Origin of the sequence: Plantactinospora mayteni (assembly GCF_016862935.1) — a bacterium.
In the GTDB taxonomy this organism is placed as follows: Bacteria; Actinomycetota; Actinomycetes; order Mycobacteriales; family Micromonosporaceae; genus Plantactinospora; species Plantactinospora mayteni.
The window spans coordinates 143,081-160,926 of the sequence record NZ_BONX01000012.1; the positions used below are offsets into that span (position 1 = coordinate 143,081).

Annotated in this window: 12 protein-coding genes; 7 read left to right on the forward strand and 5 right to left on the reverse strand. The window is 70.6% G+C overall.

What is annotated here, in order from left to right; all coding sequences use genetic code 11:
• Nucleotides 1-11: 11 nt before the first annotated feature.
• Entirely contained in the window at nucleotides 12-380 is a 369-nt protein-coding gene (locus Pma05_RS11710; RefSeq protein ID WP_203857375.1) for a hypothetical protein, read from the forward strand.
• 100 nt (nucleotides 381-480) lie between these two features.
• Here Pma05_RS11710 and Pma05_RS11715 read toward each other — a convergent pair whose 3' ends face one another.
• Nucleotides 481-2,232: a glycoside hydrolase family 6 protein gene (locus Pma05_RS11715; protein WP_203857376.1), complete on the reverse strand. Its 1,752-nt coding sequence runs from the start codon at nucleotides 2,230-2,232 to the stop codon at nucleotides 481-483.
• Nucleotides 2,233-2,843: 611 nt separating this feature from the next.
• On the opposite strand from Pma05_RS11715, the gene Pma05_RS11720 reads away from it, so the two are divergent.
• The 4 genes from Pma05_RS11720 to Pma05_RS11735 all read left to right on the forward strand — a co-directional run bounded on the left by Pma05_RS11720 (nucleotide 2,844) and on the right by Pma05_RS11735 (nucleotide 6,941).
• The gene (locus Pma05_RS11720) at nucleotides 2,844-4,472 is read left to right on the forward strand and encodes a hypothetical protein (RefSeq protein ID WP_203857377.1); all 1,629 of its coding nucleotides are present in this window, start codon (nucleotides 2,844-2,846) and stop codon (nucleotides 4,470-4,472) included.
• The gene (locus tag Pma05_RS11725; protein ID WP_203857378.1) at nucleotides 4,456-5,187 is read left to right on the forward strand and encodes a class F sortase; all 732 of its coding nucleotides are present in this window, start codon (nucleotides 4,456-4,458) and stop codon (nucleotides 5,185-5,187) included. Before Pma05_RS11720 ends, Pma05_RS11725 begins: the two co-directional genes overlap by 17 nt.
• A gap of 241 nt (nucleotides 5,188-5,428) precedes the next feature.
• Complete coding sequence (locus tag Pma05_RS11730; protein ID WP_203857379.1) at nucleotides 5,429-6,163, forward strand: hypothetical protein; 735 nt, start codon at nucleotides 5,429-5,431, stop codon at nucleotides 6,161-6,163.
• Nucleotides 6,147-6,941, forward strand: a complete 795-nt coding sequence (locus tag Pma05_RS11735; RefSeq protein ID WP_372441455.1) for a class F sortase — start codon at nucleotides 6,147-6,149, stop codon at nucleotides 6,939-6,941. The genes Pma05_RS11730 and Pma05_RS11735 overlap by 17 nt, the downstream gene beginning before the upstream one ends.
• A gap of 118 nt (nucleotides 6,942-7,059) precedes the next feature.
• Here Pma05_RS11735 and Pma05_RS11740 read toward each other — a convergent pair whose 3' ends face one another.
• A complete protein-coding gene (locus tag Pma05_RS11740) occupies nucleotides 7,060-12,111 on the reverse strand; it encodes an NAD-glutamate dehydrogenase (protein ID WP_203857380.1) in 5,052 nt (1,683 codons plus the stop codon).
• A gap of 394 nt (nucleotides 12,112-12,505) precedes the next feature.
• Here Pma05_RS11740 and Pma05_RS11745 point away from each other — a divergent pair, with 394 nt between their 5' ends.
• Nucleotides 12,506-14,470 (forward strand): penicillin-binding transpeptidase domain-containing protein, encoded by a 1,965-nt coding sequence (locus tag Pma05_RS11745; protein WP_203857381.1) that lies wholly within the window; start codon nucleotides 12,506-12,508, stop codon nucleotides 14,468-14,470.
• 97 nt (nucleotides 14,471-14,567) lie between these two features.
• On the opposite strand, the gene Pma05_RS11750 is transcribed toward Pma05_RS11745, so the two are convergent.
• The 3 genes from Pma05_RS11750 to Pma05_RS11760 all read right to left on the reverse strand — a co-directional run bounded on the left by Pma05_RS11750 (nucleotide 14,568) and on the right by Pma05_RS11760 (nucleotide 16,399).
• On the reverse strand, nucleotides 14,568-14,801 hold the full coding sequence (locus Pma05_RS11750) for a TM2 domain-containing protein (protein WP_203857382.1): 234 nt from the start codon (nucleotides 14,799-14,801) through the stop codon (nucleotides 14,568-14,570).
• Between the two features lie 106 nt (nucleotides 14,802-14,907).
• Entirely contained in the window at nucleotides 14,908-15,465 is a 558-nt protein-coding gene (locus Pma05_RS11755; RefSeq protein WP_203857383.1) for a TetR/AcrR family transcriptional regulator, read from the reverse strand.
• Between the two features lie 85 nt (nucleotides 15,466-15,550).
• Complete coding sequence (locus Pma05_RS11760; RefSeq protein ID WP_203857384.1) at nucleotides 15,551-16,399, reverse strand: oxidoreductase; 849 nt, start codon at nucleotides 16,397-16,399, stop codon at nucleotides 15,551-15,553.
• Nucleotides 16,400-16,518: 119 nt separating this feature from the next.
• Between Pma05_RS11760 and Pma05_RS11765 the strand changes: the two genes are divergently transcribed.
• On the forward strand, nucleotides 16,519-17,421 hold the full coding sequence (locus Pma05_RS11765) for a LysR family transcriptional regulator (RefSeq protein ID WP_203857385.1): 903 nt from the start codon (nucleotides 16,519-16,521) through the stop codon (nucleotides 17,419-17,421).
• Nucleotides 17,422-17,846: the final 425 nt, after the last annotated feature.

A 17,846-nucleotide genomic window follows, 5' to 3' on the forward strand; every position in this document is an offset into this window, starting at 1 on the left:
GGCAGCAAAGCATGACGGAGCGCGATCCGACCCCGAACCGGCCGCTGGAGGAGAGCCCCGAGGTGGCCGCCGCGATCGAGGACGACACCGCCGTACCGCAGCTCGCCGCCGACGGCGGGCCGGGCGCCGACAACCCGGACTTCGTCGACCCGGAGGACGTTCCCGGCGACTTTCCGCCCACCGAGGACCTGCTCGGCGACCCGCACGGGCAGGGCGCGGGCAGTGCGGGCGACACGCGTACCGGGGCCGAACAGCCGTGGGATCCGGAGGACCTGGCGGTGGCACAGGGCCGCGATCCGACGCCGGAGAACGTACGGCGGGCCGGCGAGGAGTTGGACCGGCAGGGTACGGCGGCGACGGTGGAGAAGACGGTGCCCTGACCGACGTACCCTCGCCGGAACAGCGGCGGTCCCCGTCCGGCGCGTTGCCGTGCCGGACGGGGACCGCCTTGGTGTTCGTTACCCCAGTCGGATCAGCGGATCAGAGCGCCGGGTAGGCGTTCTGCATCAGCTGGCTGAGCTGCGCCGGGAACCAGGCACCCGAGATCGGGGCACCGGAGAGCGCGCCGCTCATGTTGTTCTGGTTACGCGGGTTACCGGTGTAGGTCGGGTCGCACATCCGGTCGAAGCCCTTGCCCTCGTCGTTGTCGATCTGGGTGCTGGAGCCGTCCGACTCGCCCGGGGGCTTGATCCAGACGTACGCGTCGATCCCGCTGGCCGGGTTGGCCCGCGGGCGCTCGCCCAGGCCGGCACCGCTCTGGTTGCACCAGTTGCCGAGGTGGATCCGGCGGTCGATGCGGGAGCCGTTGACCTGCTGGTTGATGTCGCCCGAGGTGACCGGGCCGGTGGGCCGGGCCGAGCCGCCCCAACCGTTACGCGAGGTGTCGATCAGCATGCCGATGCTGGAGCTGAAGCCCTGGCTGACGAGTTGCGTCCGGAGTGCCTGGGCGAACCGCTGCTCGTCCACGTACCGGTTGTAGTCGATCCAGGTCGAGAGCCGGTTCTGCTCGGTCACGTTCAGGTAGGGCTCGATCGTGGCCGAGTAGTTGGCGGTGTTGGCGATGAAGCCGTGCACGTTGGCCTGGGTGCTGCCCTCGGCGCGGGCGGCCTCGGCGAAGATCTGCGCGGAGGCGTTGAAGTTGTCGTCCCACCCGATCCAGCCGTGGTGGCCGGCGTCGATGTAGTTGTAGACGTTCGGGACCGCACCGAGCTTGGCCAGGGCGTAGCCGACACCCTTGACGTAGTTGCCGTTCGCCTTCATGGTGTCGCACTGCGCCGTCGCGGTCTCCCGCGGCGCCACGTTGGTGACCAGGTTCGGCAGCGAGTCGATCTCGATGATCGTGATGATCCGCAGGCTCCGGTACGCCGGGTCCGCCATGATCGCCGCGATCGGGTCGATGTACGCCGTCTTGTACCTGGGCAGGTCGGTCGCGCTGAGCTCACCGTTCGAGGCCAGCGCCGCGCAGTCCCGGCCGGGCAGGTTGTAGATGACGATCTGGATGTAGCCGGCACCCTGCGCCAGCGCCTCGTCCAGGTGGTCCCGCAGGCCCATCGGGCCGTTCGAGCTGCTGTCCGGGGTGCCGGTGATCGCGGCGATCCGGTCGAGCCAGACACCGGTCGGGTTGTTGGAGATCCGGTTGCCGCCGGAGACGCTCTCCGCCTTGGCCTTCCACTCCGGGTTCACGTAACCCCGGGCGCCCGCGTACGGGTTGTCCACCCGGGTACCGGGGTTGCCCGTCGGCGGGGTGGTGGGGTTGCCGGTCGGCGGGGTGGTCGGGTTGCCGGTGGGCGGGGTGGTCGGCGCGGTGCCGTTGCAGGTCGTCCCGTTGATGCTGAAGGACGTCGGCGCCGGGTTGCTGCTGCTCCAGGAACCGTTGAATCCGATGCCGGTGGAGGCGCCGGTGGCGAGGCTGCCGTTGTACGACATGTTCGTCGCGGTCACCTGGGTGCCGGACTGGGTCCAGTTGGCCGACCAGCCCTGCGACACCCGCTGGCCGCTGTCCGCGAAGTTGAAGCGGAGGGTCCAGCCGTTGATCGCGTCACCGACGTTCCGGATGGTGATGTTCGCGGTGAACCCACCCTGCCACTGGTTGGCACTGTAGGTGACGCTGCACCCGGGGGCCGCCTGCGCCACCGACGCCGGGATGGTGACCAGACCGGCGGCGACCAAAGCGCTCGCACCGGCCACCGCGACGGCTTTCTGCCGGACGGACAATCTACTCCGTAAATTCATGCCACTGATCTCCTTGGGCCAGCCGGTCACGCCAGGCGGAAACCGGCGCGGCGGTCACACGGACGTCGCGTCAAGGTGGGTGAGTCCGTGGACGCCATGGGGGACTGCGGTATGCCCGACCCGGACGGGCGCAACTGGTGGTGGTGCCGGCCGCGGTCGGCGGCCGTGGTGACGCCGTCCGGTGAACCGGCTGCCCTCGGCGTCTGCTGCGCGGTGTGGCTCCCCCAGCACAGTGGATGAATTCTTGCATGGGAGCGCTTCCACCACAACACCTCGACAGTGACGGATGACGATTCCCTGCTCACGGTACGAACGGGACGAGCCCGCCCGATCGCCCGGTTGGGCCCGATCACGGCCCAACCGGCCGCTCGGCACCCGTTCGGCGTCGAGCGGGGAGCAGGAAGCGGAATCCGCCCTGTGCCGCCGAGCCGACGCAGCCGGGTCCGAGCCGTCAGGTACCCGCCAGAGGTCCCCAGGCAGCGCCTCCATACGCCTTCTCCACCCGTTCGGGGAAATGGCGAGAAAATCCGATGAAAGCTCACAAATTCGCTAATCTCGGTCATGGCTCGTCTCCCGACGGGCTGAGGCAAGAGGGAAGGATGACGAAAGTCATGTCCAAGAAGTTCCTCGGCAAGGTGATCGCAGGAGCCGCCCTCGGCGGCGCTTCTCTACTCGTTTTCTCCCCCTCGGCCGCCCTCGCGGACGGCGGCTACCACCCAGAGGGGTACAAAAAGAACAGCTCGGGCCGGGCCTTCGCGAAGCCGCACGCGGCGAAGCCCGGAGACAAGATCGGACTCATCGAGGTCTGCCCCGAGGCGCAGGAGCACGCGTGGTTGTGGTCGAAGGTCACCGGAAAGGTGGACCTGGCCCCCAAGGAGCACAAGGACGACAAGAAGGCCGAAGAGCACAAGGGCGGCTGGGAAGACGGCAAGAAGGCCGAAGAGCACAAGGACGGCCGGGAAGACGGCAAGAAGCACGAGGACGACAAGAAGGCCGAAGAAGGCAAGAAGCCCGAGGAGAGCAAGGGCGGCTGGGAGAACGGCGACAAGAAGGCCGAAGAAGGCAAGAAGCCTGAAGAGCACAAGGGCGACTGGGAAGACGGCAAGAAGCACGAAGACGACAAGAAGGCCGAAGAAGGCAAGAAGCCCGAGGAGAGCAAGGGCGGCTGGGAAGACGGCAAGAAGCACGAGGAGGGCGGCGGGTACGCCGAGAAGTCCGAGGACTCCGCCGGCCACGAGAGCGGCGGCGAGGAGTACCAGGGCGGGGAGGAGTACAAGAAGGAGGGCGAGTACCAGGACTTCCTGAAGTACAAGGAGTACCAGGAGTACCAGGAGTACCGCCGCTACAAGGAGAAGAAGGACGAGTCGGCCCCGGCGGAGAACGGGGCGCCCCGTACCGAATCCGCTCCGTCGATCGGCGAGGAAGCACCGCTGGCACCCGGGCCGTCGGCCGACTCGGTACCGGCACCCTCCCCCTCGATGGGTGGCCAGCCCCAACTGCCCGCCGAGGGCTACCAGCCGCCGAGTGGCCAAACGGCACCGGGCGGCACCGGCGGGACGATGCTGGACGACGGCGGGCACGGCTGGGAGGAGAGCAAGAAGGCCGAGGAGCCGAAGCACGGCTGGGAGAAGGCCGAGCAGAGCAAGGGCGGCTGGGAAGAGAACAAGGACGGCTGGGAAGACGGCAAGAAGCACGAGGACGACAAGAAGGCCGAAGAGCACAAGGGCGGCTGGGAGAACGGCGACAAGAAGGCCGAAGAAGGCGAGAAGGCCGAAGAAGGCAAGCGGCCCGAGGAAGGCAAGAAGGCCGAAGAGCACGAGCGCGGCTGGGAGAACGGCGACAAGAAGGCCGACGAAGGCGAGCACGGCTGGGTCGAGGAGAAGGCCGAGGACGCCGAGCGCGGCTGGGAGAAGGCCGAAGAGAGCAAGGGCGGCTGGGACGCGGAGAAGAAGGCCGAGGAAGGCAAGGACGGCTGGACGGACAAGAAGGCCGGCTTCGAGTACTGGAGCAGCGTCACCATCCCGTGGGACGCCAAGCCGGGATCGTACGAGCTCAAGGGCTCCTGCGGCGAGGGTGAGCTGATCATCATGCCGAAGGGCTGGGTCGACGGCGGTGACGGCGGGGCGACCGGTGGCAGCAGCGACAACCTCGGGGTCGCCGGGGTCGGGATGCTCGGGATGGCCGGGCTCGGCGGACTGGTGCTGATGCGGCAGCGGCGTACCGATGAGTCAGCCGCCTGACACGACGGCGAGCAGTGCCGGCGGCCGCCACAGGCAACCGTGGCGAGTCGCCGGCCCTGTCCTCGTCGCCCTGCTCGCCCTGGTCGGCGCCGGCCTGATCGGGGCCGCACTCAACGCGCCGGAACCGACCCGGGCACCACAGCCGAGCGCCGGTGCCGCGCCGAACTACCCGGACCCGGCGACCGGAACGGACCTGGAAGGTACCGCGCCGTCGTCCACGGCGGCGCCGGAGAGCGGGACCGGCGCCTCTCCGGTACTGGCCAGATCGGAACCAGTCAAGATCATGATTCCGAGGATCGGTGTGGACGCGACCATCATGCCGCTGGGGCTCACCCCGGACGGCATGGTGGAGGTACCGCCACTGGTCAAGGCGGACCTGGCCGGCTGGTATCAACCGGGTCCGACTCCGGGCGAGGCGGGCAACTCGGTGATCGTCGGCCACGTCGACTCGAAGGAGATCGGACCGGCGGTCTTCTTCCGGCTCGGGGCCCTGCTTCCCGGGGACGGCATCGAGGTGGTCCGCAAGGACGGCAGCCTGGCCACCTTCGTGGTGGACGGCGTGAAGTCGTACCCGAAGACGGCCTTTCCCACCGAACTCGTCTACGGCCCGACCGAGGAGCCGGGGTTGCGCCTGGTGACCTGCGGTGGGGACTTCGACGAGCAGACCGGCTCCTATCCCGACAACGTCATCGCGTTCGCCCGGCTCGCCGGGTAGCCGCGACGGCACTCGCCCGCCAGGACCGGGCCTACGGGGGACAGCGGTGCGCCGCTGTCCCCCGTACCTGTCTCGGTCATGACGATCCGGACATCTCTGACGTGAGGGCCTCTCTACCACTCAGGAGTGGGCTTTCGGAAGGAACAACCATAATCACGACATCCACTCACAAACTAGCTAGCGTCGGTTCTGGCTCGGCTGGCCGCCGGGCAAACCAACGGGGAAGGAGTGACTACGAGTCATGAGTAGGAAGTTGCTGGGGAAGGTGATGGCCGGCGCCGGCCTCGGTGCCGTGTCCCTGCTGATCTGCGCGCCCGGGGCTGCCCTGGCGGACGACGCCCTGCAAAAGCCGGAGAACAAGGGCCACATCTCCACCGTGCCGAAGGGGGTGAAGCCGGGACACAAGTTCAAGCTCATTCTGGAGTGCGAGCACCCGGTGGAGAAGGCATGGGTCGAGTCGAAGATCACCGGCAAGATCTCGCTCGCGCTCCTGGCCGAGGACGGCGTACTGGTGCCCAACGCCCCGCTCGGGAACGGCGGGCGGCCCGACGACGGCGCCCCGGCGCCGGCCCCGTCGAACGGCGAAGTGCCCCCGCTGCCGCCGGAGGGTGAGCTGCCGCTCTTTCCCCGGAACGGCGAGCAGCCGCCGTCGTCCGAGGGGACGCAGCCGGACGAGGACGACGCGCAGGCCGACGACGGCCAGGGCGAACCGGCCGCGTCCGGCGAGGCGGCCAAGTACTGGGCCTGGGCCACCGTGCCCGAAAAGACCAAGCCCGGGAACTACCGGGCCACGGGCGCCTGCAACGGAACGGGCACGATCGTGGTGCCGCCCCAGGGCTCCGTACCCGGTGGTGACGGCGGTGTCGTCGGCACCGACGCCGGTCGGACCGCGGCCGGCGCGGGCCTGCTCGGAGCGGCTGTGATCGGTGGCTTCCTGATGATCCGCCGGCGTCGTACCGATGGCTCACCCGCCTGACGTGCCGACCGGGCGCGCCGGCGGCCGGCACGGGCAACCGTGGCGTGCCGCCGGCGTCGCCCTGGTCGCCCTGCTCGCGATCAGCGGAACCGCCCTGCTCACCGCCGGCCTGAATCCGGCACCGGCGCAGCCGCCGCAGCCCGCCCTGACCGAGGCCGGCGAAGCGAGCCCGCGGCCCGGGCGGACCCCGGAACCGCTGCCGTCGTCGCCATCGACCCCGGGCACCGCGTCCGGCGTCCCGGTCACCCCGTCCGGCGCCGCCGTCACCCCGTCCCGCCAACCGGACAGCCGGGCCGGTGAGCCGTCCGGGCCGGTGGCACTGCCGCGCTCGGAACCGGTCAGGATCACCATCCCGAAGATCAAGGTGAACGCCGAGATCATGTCGCTCGGGGTGAACGACGACGGGACCGTGCAGGTACCACCGCTCGACCGGGCCCACCTCGCCGGCTGGTACGACGTGGGGGCCAGCCCCGGCGAGTTCGGCAACGCGGTCGTGGTCGGGCACGTCGACTCGGCCGTGACGGGGCCGGCGGTCTTCTTCCGGCTCGGCACGCTCAACCGGGGCGACCGGATCGAGGTCACCCGGAAGGACGGCACGGTCGTCCGATTCGCGGTGGACGCGGTGAAGTCGTACCCGAAGACGTCTTTCCCGTCCGAACTGGTCTACGGGGCGGAAGACACCGCCCGGCTCCAGGTGGTGACCTGCGGCGGCACCTTCGACCGCAAGAAACGCAGCTACCGCAACAACGTGATCGTCTCCGCGACCCGGGTCCCGTGACCGGCAACTCCGGCCGGTCCGCCGACCCGCCGGTTGGGCGGCGTACCGGACCGGCCTGCGCCGACCCGTCGTCGGGGTGCCGCCGCCGGGTCGGGTGCCGGTTGGCCGGCTCGGCTACTCAGCCGGCTGCCGAGGTCCGGACCAGGGTACGGATCTGCCGCAGCAGTACGGAGAGTGCGGCCAGGTCGGCCCGGGACTCGTCGAACTCCCCCATCGCCTTGCGGGTACGCCCGATCGAGATCGAGTTCGACCGCTCCCACTCCTGTACCCGCTCGTCCGGCGACAGGTCGGCCGAGGTCCCGTCGAGCACCTCGGCGGTGAGCGCGGCCAGCGCGGCGTAGAGGTCGTAGCGCAGGGCCATCCGGGCCAGCGTCTGCCAGCGGTCCTCCCGGGGCAGCAGCGAGATCTTCGACAGCAGCGAGTCGACCCGGAACCGGTCGGAGAGCACGAAGTAGACCGCCGCCACCTCGCCGACGTCCCGCCCGGCCGCCTTCGCCGTCTCCACCACGTCGAGCAGGCCGAAGCTGTACATCAGCCGGGTGGCGCGCTCGGCCAGGTCCCGGGGCAGTCCGCGCCGGACGCACATCTCGACGTGCGCCTCCAGCGCCTCCCGCTCGCTGCCGTAGAACAGGTTGCCCAGTTCGGGCAGGAGCCGGGAGATCCCGTCGCGCAGCCGGGCGGTCTCGGCCGGTACGTCGATCGGGGATCGGCGGTTCGTCACCAGCCACCGGACGGCCCGGTCGAGCAGCCGCCGGGTGTCCAGGTAGACGCCGGTCTGCACCTCGGTCGGCACCCTGTTGTCCAGCGCCTCGACGTCGGCCCAGATCTCGCGCAGCCCGAACACCTCGCGGACCACCAGGTACGCCCGGATCACGTCGGCCGGGGTCGCGCCGGTCTCCTCCACCACGCGGTAGATGAACGAGATGCCGCCCCGGTTCACCGCCTCGTTGACCAGTACGGTGGTGACGATGTCCCGGTGCAGCCGGTGTTCCGGCATCCGGTCGGCGTACCGCTCGCGCAGCGGGGTCGGGAAGTAGTTGGAGAGCACCTCGAAGGTCCACTCCTCGTCCGGCAGCCGGTCGGCCAGGATCTCCCGCTCCAGCACGATCTTGACGTACGCCAGCAGCACCGCGAACTCCGGCGCGGTCAGCCCGGTGTCGGTGCGGTTCGCCAGCTCCTCGTCCGGCGGCAGCGCCTCCAGCTCTCGGTTGAGGTGACCGGCCCGCTCGAAGTCGGAGATCATCCGGCGGTGCACCGGCAGCAACGAGGCCGCCTGGGCCAGCGCGTTGCCGATCGCCCGGGCCTGGTCGTAGTTGTCCCGGAGCACGAGCTGGGCGACCTCGTCGGTCATCTCGGCCAGCAGCGCGTCCCGGTCCGGCACGCTCAGCTCGCCGTCCGCCACCGCCGCACCGAGCAGGATCTTGATGTTGACCTCGTGGTCCGAGGTGTCCACCCCGGCCGCGTTGTCGATGAAGTCGGTGAAGATCCGGCCGCCGGCCAGGGCGTACTCGATCCGGCCGACCTGGGTGAAGCCCAGGTTGCCGCCCTCGCCGACCACCCGGGCGCGCAGGTCCTTGCCGTCCACCCGGATGGCGTCGTTGGACTTGTCCCCGACCTCGGCGTTCGACTCCGACGACGCCTTGACGTAGGTGCCGATCCCGCCGTTCCAGAACAGGTCGACCGGGGCGGAGAGGATCGCCTTCATCAGCTCCGGCGGGGACATCGACTCGACGCGGTCGCCGAGGTCGAGCACCGCGCGGACCTGCGGGCTGATCGGGATCGACTTCGCGGTACGCGGATAGATCCCGCCGCCCTCCGAGATCAGCTCGGCGTTGTAGTCGGACCAGGAGGAGCGCGGCTGGTCGAAGAGGCGACGACGCTCCACATAGGAGGCGGCCGGGTCGGGGTCCGGGTCCAGCACGATGTGCCGGTGGTCGAAGGCCGCCACCAGCCTGATGTGCTCGGAGAGCAGCATCCCGTTGCCGAAGACGTCCCCGGACATGTCGCCGACACCGGCCACCGTGAAGTCCTGGGTCTGGGTGTCGATCCCCATGTCCCGGAAGTGCCGCTTCACCGACTCCCAGGCGCCCCGGGCGGTGATCCCCATCTTCTTGTGGTCGTAGCCGGCGGAGCCGCCGGAGGCGAACGCGTCGGCCAGCCAGAAGCTGTTCCGGACCGAGATCTCGTTGGCGATGTCGGAGAAGCTGGCCGTACCCTTGTCGGCCGCGACCACCAGGTAGGGGTCGTCGGCGTCGTGCCGGACCACGTCCTCCGGCGGCACGATCTGCCCGCCGACCAGGTTGTCGGTCACGTCCAGCATGGCCGAGATGAAGCCCTGGTAGCAGGCGACCGCCTCGTCCCGGTCGCCCGGCTTCTGCTTGAGCACGAAGCCGCCCTTGGCGCCCACCGGCACGATCACGGCGTTCTTCACCATCTGCGCCTTGACCAGGCCGAGCACCTCGGTCCGGAAGTCCTCCCGCCGGTCCGACCAGCGGATACCGCCCCGGGCCACCGGCCCGAACCGCAGGTGTACGCCCTCGAAGCGCGGCGAGTAGACGAAGATCTCGTACTTCGGCCGGGGCGCCGGCAGGTCCGGCACCATCTGCGGGTCGAGCTTGAACGCCACGTACGCCTTCGGCCGCCCGTCGGTACGCCGCTGGTAGAAGCTGGTCCGCAGGGTCGCCTGGATCAGCGTGAGGTAGGACCGCAGGATCCGGTCCTGGTCCAGACTGCTCACGTCGTCGAGCTGCTGGTTGATCGAGGTGACCAGTTCCTTGCCGCGCAGGTTGCGTTCCTCGGCCGAGTAGCCGAGCGTCGGGGAGAACCGGGTCTCGAAGAGTTCCACCAGCGAGGCGGCGAGCTGCGGGTACGCGATGAAGGTGGACTCCATGTAGTCCTGCGAGAAGACCGTGCCGGCCTGCCGCAGGTATTTCGCGTACGCCCGCAGCACGACCACCTGCCGCCAGGTGAGCCCGCCGCGCAGCACCAGCTCGTTGAAGCCGTCGACCTCGGCCTCGCCGCGCCAGGTGGCGGAGAAGGCGTTCTCCACGTGCGGGCGTACCTCGGCCAGCTCCCGGGCGCCGTCCGGCAGTTCGAGGCCGAAGTCGTAGAGGTAGATCCGGCCGTCGATCCGGTCCACCTCGTACGGGTGCTCGTCGACCACCCGTACGCCGAGGGAGTGCAGCACCGGCAGCACCGCGGAGAGCACCATCGGCTCGCCGTACCGGTAGACCTTGAACCGGACGTCCTCGACGGTGGTGGCCGGGGCCGGGCCGCCCGGCCGGACCGGCTGCTGCTTGCGGAACATGTGCATTTCGAGCTGGCCGGGCTCTTCCAGCAGTTCCAGCTTGGCCAGGTCCTTCATCGCCTCGTACGGGGTGTGCCCGTCCTTGTAGCCCTCCGGGAAGGCGTCGGCGTACCGGGTGAAGAGCCGTTTGGCCTGTTCGTCGCCGAGCTTGCGCTCCAGCACCAGCCGGTAGTCGTCGTCCCAGAGCCGGGTGGCGTCGGCGAGTTCCTCGGCGAGCAGGTCCGCGTCCACCTCGCCGGGCGGGCTGGCCGGATCGGTCCGGACGATGAAGTGCACCCGGGCCAGCATCGACTCGGTGACCCGGGTGGTGTAGTCGACGCCGATCCCGTTCAGCTCGCGGAGCAGGATCTCCTGCATGCGCAGCCGGTTCTGGGTGGTGAACCGGTCCCGGGGCAGGTAGATCAGGCAGGAGATGAACCGGCCGTACCCGTCGCGGCGCAGGAAGACCCGGAGCTGGCGGCGGCCCGCCATCCGGAGCACCCCGACGACCGCGTGGTAGAGATCGTCGGTCTTGATCTGGAACAGCTCGTCCCGGGGATAGGTCTCCAGGATCTGCAACAGGTCCTTGCCGGAGTGGCTACGTGGGCTGAGCCCGGACCGGTCCAGCACCTCGGCGACCTTGCGCCGGACCACCGGCAACTCCCGGACGCTGGTCCGGTACGCCGCCGTGGCGAGCAGCCCGAGGAAGCGCCGCTCCCCCACCACCTCGCCGCGCTCGTCGAAGATTTTGAAACCGATGTAGTCCAGATAGGCCGACCGGTGCACCGTGGCCCGGGAGTTGGCCTTGGTGATGATGAGCAGGCGCTTCTCGGTCACCTTCTGGTGCGCCTCGGGGGTCATCGAGGAGAGCGCCCGGGGCGTGGTGGAGTCCTGCCGCAGGATGCCCAGCCCGGTGCCGAGCACCGCCTCCAGCGCCGACCCCTGCGCGGTCTGGGTCAGCCGGTATTCCCGGTAGCCGAGGAAGGTGAAGTGCTCGTGCGCCAGCCAGCGGAGCAGCTCCACCGAGTCGGTGATGTCCTTCTCGGGTACGGGTGGGCGGTTCTCCGAGGTCCGCGCGGCGGCCAGTTCGTCGGCGAGGGCGAGGGCGCGCTGCCGCATCTTGGGCCAGTCCTCCACCGCCTCGCGTACGTCGGTCAGCACCCGCTGCAACTCGGCGCGCAGTCGGTCCCGGTCGGCGGCGCCCCGGACGGGGTCGATCTCGATCCGCATCCAACTCTCGACGATGTCACCGTCGATCGCGTCGTCCGGTTCGACGTCGGCGGCGACCTCGGTCAACCGGCCGAGCGGCTCGCGGCGGACGACCACCAGCGGGTGGACCAGCATGTGCACGTCGAGGTGGTGTCCGGTCAGCAGCGCCGTGATGGAGTCCACCAGAAAGGGCATGTCGTCCGTGACTATCTCGATCACGGTGTGCTGCTGGTCCTCGTCCGGCTCGTGGATCCGCAGCTTCAGCTCGCCCGGCACACGCTGCTGGGCGAGGTCTCGGTGCGCCTGGGCGGCGGCGAGCATCTCCGCCGCGGTGAAACCGATCAGCTCCTCGTCCGGGGCGAACCGCCAGAACCGGTCGACCAGGGTGGCGGCGTCGTGGTCGTCACCGGCCAGCACGACCGCCTGGGCGACCAGCCGCTCGGCGTTCGGTACCGGCTCGTCCAGATCCGCGTCCTCGACGTCGTCGGCGAGGGCCTCCGGGGGCAGTCCGAGGTCGTAGAGGGTGTCGATGCTGGCCCCCGGCACACCGGTCGCGCCGGAGGCGAGGCGAGAGCCCGCCCCGTCGTCGTCGACCGCCGCGTCGTAGCTGTCGTCTCGGCTGGCATTCGCCGGCCGGAGAACGGGTTCCGGTGTGATCGCCGGACGCCGGTCCATCGTGCCACTCCCCTCGACCCACCACGCCGTGGGTCACTCTCCCGCCCAGACTAGGCCCTACCGATAAGCCCCTCTGCCGGTGGACCGGCGGCCGGATGTCGGATCTGGAGTCTGTCCTTTCATCCGTTGCGGACGCCCGACACGCCCGCCTCGGAGTACCCACGCACGCTCGGCCATCACCCGATCCGTCCCGCCGGAGCTGCGACGGGACCGCGCACCGGGCGACCACACATGCTCTGACCAGCGGCGGAGCGCGTCAAATCGGGCCGGAAGCGGGCGTGATGCAGCGCTCGCGGAGAGCACCGGGGCAGCCGTGATTCGGCACCGCGTACTACCGTCAGGCTGCCGTCGGAGCGACCTCCGGCGGTGCGCCGACCTGGAAGGTAACCGCGGCATGCGCTTCCCGAATCCCTCCCAACGCCCCCTATTCCGGCAAACGACGCGTCGGGGGACGGCCGCCGCACTGACCGGCCTACTGCTCGCCGTCGGGGCCCTGGCCGGCTGCTCGGACTCGGACGGCCCCGACCGGGCGGTGGACGCGTTCCTGGCCGGTTGGCTCGGCGGCGACATCAACAAGGTCGGCTTCCGCAACCCGGCGGGAGAGCGGGTACCGGCCGAGGAGGTGGCCGAGCAGCTCAAACAGCTCTCCGGCGAGCTGGCCAAGACGCCACCCAAGCTCCGCCGGGAGGGCGAGGCGAAGATCACAGAAGACACCGCGACCGCGACGGTACGGGTGGACTGGACACTCCCCGGTGACACGCACTGGACGTACCCGTCGGAGATCCACCTCAAGCGTGGCGAGGACGACGAGTGGCAGGTGATCTGGGAACCGAAGGTCGTCGAGCCGCGCCTGACCAGCGGTGACGAGCTGGTGCTACGCCGGCTCCCCGCCAAGCGGGCGGCGCTGACCGACGGGGCCGGCCAGCCCGTCGTGGCGCCCCGACCCGTGGTACTCGTCGGCGTGCAGCCCAACGAGGTGACCGACGTACCCGGCCTGGTGAAGCAGCTCGACACGGCGTTCAAGGCGATCCGGCCGCCGATCACCCCGCCGGTCGACCTGACCGACCTGCCGGGCCGGATGCGGGAGGCGAAACCGGACGCCTTCGTCGACGTGGTGACACTGCGCCGCGAGGCGTACCTCCAGATCAAGCCGCGCATCTACGACCTGCCCGGCACGAAGTTCCGCGACGAGCAGCGGGAACTCGCGCCGACCCGGGACTTCGCCCGGGCACTCGTCGGCTCGGTCGACCCCGTGCAGGCCGACGACATGACGGCCAACCCGGGACTCTTCGAGGAGGGTGACCTGGTCGGCCACGGCGGCCTCCAGGGCCGGTACGACAAGCAGTTGCGCGGCGGGGTCGGACTGAGTGTGATCATCGCCAGCAAGCGCCCGGACGGTACGGTCACGCCGACCGGTACCGAGGTGTTCCGGCGCGAGCCGCAGGCCGGAGTACCCCTGAAGACCACCCTCGACGTGCCGACGCAGAACGCCGCCGACGACGCCGTACGCGGGTCCCGGCAGCGTGCCGCCCTGGTCGCGGTACGGATCAGCGACGGCGCCGTGCTCGCCGCCGCGAACGCCGGCAGCGCCGAGAACCTCGCCTTCACCGCACAGGTCCCGCCGGGCTCGACCTTCAAGATGGTCAGCGCGCTCGGCCTGCTCGACGCCGGGGCGGTCACCCTGGACGGGCCGGTCGGCTGCCCGAAGACGTTCACCGTCGAGGGGCGTCCGTTCAAGAACTCCGACAACTTCGCGCTGGGTACGGTGCCGTTCCGGACCGACTTCGCGAAGTCCTGCAACACCGCGTTCGCCGCGCTGGCCCCGAAGCTGGGGCCGGACGGGCTGGCCAACGCCGGCCGGAGCCTGGGTCTGGAGGCCGACTGGAAGTTCGGGGTCGACGCGTTCACCGGGAAGGTGTCGGCGGGCGGCTCGGCGGCCGAGCGGGCCGCCGCCGCCTTCGGCCAGGGCACCACCGTGGTCAGTCCGCTGGCGATGGCGGCGGCGACCGCCGGGGTCGCCCGTGGCCAGTGGCAACAGCCGAAGCTGGTGCTGGAGCCGGCACCGGGTGAGCCCGCCCCGCCCGGCCCGCAGCTCAAGGCCGGCTCGGTCGAGCCGCTCCGGACGATGATGCGCGAGGTGGTCACCAAGGGGACCGGCAGCGCGCTGGCCGACGTGCCGGGCGATCCCGTGTACGGCAAGACCGGCACCGCCGAGTACGACGACAACCCGGCACACACCCACGCCTGGTTCGTGGGCTGGCAGGGGGACGTCGCGTTCGCGGTCTTCGTCGAGAAGGGCGGATCGAGTACGGCCACCGCCGTGCCGATCGCCGAGAAGTTCCTCCGCGGCCTCGACTGAGCCTCGACTGAGCCCGGGCGCGGGCCGGTGAAACGCGCCGGCCGGGGCGGTCGACGGGGTTTCCCCCGGACCGCCCCGGCCGTCGGTGCGAGTCGCCTCAGCGGGCGAGCGCCTGGCCCTGCTTGTCGTCGAACTTGCCGACCAGGATCATGATGAGGTCGATCAGCGTCCAGATGCCGAATCCGCCGAACGTCAGGATCATCAGGATGCCGGTGCCGATCTTGCCGACGTAGAACCGGTGCACGCCGATGGTGCCGAGGAAGAGGCAGAGCAGCACCGCGACGAGCCAGGACTTCTGGCCGACTGCCGGACCGGCAGCGGTTGTGGACATGGTCTATTCCTTTCAGGACTTTCTCAGGAAAGGCGAACGTCCGCGCACATTACCGGAACCCGATCGGCTCCGCTGCCCCGGTCACCCGGGCGCGATCAGCCAAAAGTCATCGGCGCGGCAGACTGGCGACGTACATCGCGATCAGTCGCTCGTACGTCTCGTCCAGATCCTCCGACAGCCCGAAGCCGCCGGCGGCCTCCAGCGAGGCGAATCCGTGCGCGATGGCCCGGCCGCACCGGGTGGCGTGGATCGCCGCCGAGTCGGTGAGCCCGTACTCGCGCAGCGTGGCGAGGAAGACCTGCAGCATCCGGGTGCCGGCCTCGATCATGGCGGGCTCGTGCAACGGATCGGGTGGCATCGCGGCATATCGGGCCGGATGCTCGCGGACGTAGTCGCGGTAGGTGCGCAGCAGCACCGCCACCGCCTCGTCGCCACCGCGGCCGAGCACGGCCGCCACGGACCGGTCGGTCATCTCGGTGATCACCCGAATCCCCACCAGCGTGCGCAGTTCGGCAAGGCCGGCGACATGCTTGTAGAGCGAGGGCGGGGCGACTCCGGTGCGCGCGGCGACGGCCGCCAGGGTCAGGGCGTCGACGCCCTGCTCGTCGATCACCTCGATCGCCGCGCTGACCACGGCCGCCGCGGAGAGTCCGACCCTAGGCACCGCGCGACCCGTGCCAAGCTTCCCCTGGGCAGGCCAGCTTGCTATCTTCCATAGCTTAGAAGCTAGTCAGCATAGCCAGCCCCTGTCAACTGGCGGAGCTTTCGAGATCCGTCGACCGGCTCAGCTTCTCCCAGCCGTCCAGATCGGCCCGACGCCGGTCCTGGCTGGCCCGGATGCTCTCCACCGCGTCGTGCCCCAGCGCCAGCCGCAGCGGCGGCTCGGCCGCATCGAGTACCTCGACGACCGCCCGGGCGGCCTTCGCCGGGTCGCCGGGCTGCGTGCCGTCCATCCCGTCCACGGCGGCCCTGGTCATCCCGGTCGACACCCGGTACGCCTCGATCACGCCCGAGCGGTGCATCCGCCGCCCGCCGAACTCGGTACGGAACGCGCCCGGCTCGACGATCAGCACCCGTACCCCGAACGGTGCCACCTCGGCGGCCAGCGCCTCCGAGAGGCCCTCCAGGGCGAACTTCGCCGCGCAGTACGCGCCGAACCCGGGCATCGTGACCTGGCCACCCATCGAACTCATCTGCACGATCGCCCCGGCGCCCTGCCCGCGCAGGTGCGGCAGTACCGCCTTGGTCACCGCCACCGCGCCGAAGAACATCACGTCCAGCAGGGCGCGCAACTCCGGCATGGTCAGTTCCTCGACGGCGCCGACGGAGCCGTGCCCGGCGTTGTTCACCAGTACGTCGATCCGACCGAACGCGGCGAGGGTCGCCGCCACCGCACTGTCGACCGACGCCTGGTCGGTGACGTCGAGCCGGGCCGTCCGGACCCGGTCCGGTGCGCTCTCGACGAGGTCGGCGAGCTGTCCGACGTCCCGGGCCGTCGCCATCACCCGGTCTCCGGCGGCCAGCGCCGCCAGCGCGAGATGCCGGCCGAACCCGGCCGAGCAACCGGTGATCAACCACACCCGTTCCTGTCGTGCCACCGCTGACCCTCCCTGGTCCGTCCGACCGGCGGTGCCGACCACCGCCCGGGTCCCACTCTGGCCAGCGCGGCGACCGTGCCGCCAACACACATTCCCGGCGGCCGTTACAGTCGTGGACTGTGACCCCCGAGCTGCGACACCTGCGGTACTTCGTCGCGGTCGCCGAACACCTGAGCTTCACCCGGGCGGCGGTCGCGCTGCGGGTCGCCCAACAGTCGCTGTCGCAGCAGGTCGCCGTCCTGGAACGCGCGCTCGGGGCGCGGCTGCTCGACCGCGACACCCGGGGCACCCGGCTCACCGAGCTCGGCCAACTGTTCCTGCCGGAGGCGCGTGCCGTGCTGGCCCGGGCCGACGAGGCCGTCGCCACCGTCGGGCGGGCGGCACGCGGCGAGATCGGCCGGCTCAACCTCGCCTTCCTGGTCTCCACCGCCAACTACATGCTGCCGCCGGTCGTCCGGGCCTTCCGGGAATGCTTTCCCGAGGTCGAACTGAGCACCGAGGACGTCAGCATCGGCCAGTTGGTGACCGGACTCCGCCAGCGGCGGTACGACGCCGCGTTCACCCGCCCACCGCTGGTGGACGACCTGGCCACCCGTACCCTGGTCACCGAACCCGTCTGCGCGGTCCTGCCCAGCGGGCACCCGCTCGCCGAACGGGCCGAACTGCACCTGCGCGACCTCGCGGACCAGCCGTGGGTGCTCACCTCACCCGCCTCCTGGCCACCCTGGCACCGCAAGTACGACCGGGACTTCCACCGGGCCGGGTTCGAACCGGACGTCGTGGCCCGGGCCACCGGGGTACCCCACCTGCTCGGCCTGGTCGCCGCCGGGGTCGGTGTCTCCCGGCTGGCCAGCTCGGCGCGGAGTCTGCGGCGTACCGGGGTGGTGTTCGTGCCCCTCGTCGGCGAGCGGGCGGAGACCGTCGTGGTGTGGGACCCGGACGTGCAGAAGCCGGTGCTGCGAAACCTGCTCGACGTGGTCACCGAGTTGGCCTCGACGGTCGACCTGACGCACTCCGGGTAGCCCCGGCTCACCCGTGTCCCCGGCGAGCCTTCAGGCGATCTCCGCCGCCGATCCCGGGGCGGGGTCACGGGTCGGCGTGTCACCCGGCGCCGCGGGCTCGTCGCCGGCCGGGCCAGGGCTCGACGGAGCCTCGGCGGCCGGTTCCTCGGCCGGCGGTGGCGGGTTGCGGCGGAGCCGTCCCGGACCGGCCGAGGCGGGTGGGCCGACCGGCTCCGACCAGCGGGTGGACAGATCGGGTACCTCGGACCGGGCTCCATTGGCACCGTTCGACCCGGCGCCCGGGAGGGGATTCGCGGCCGATCCGTCCGCCGTACGATCCTCCGGGTCGAGGTCGGCGCCGAACTCGTCCCGCTCCGCCCTCGCGTCCGGCGAACCGGCTGACTCGACGGGACGCGGACCGACCGACTCGGCACCCCACGACTCCG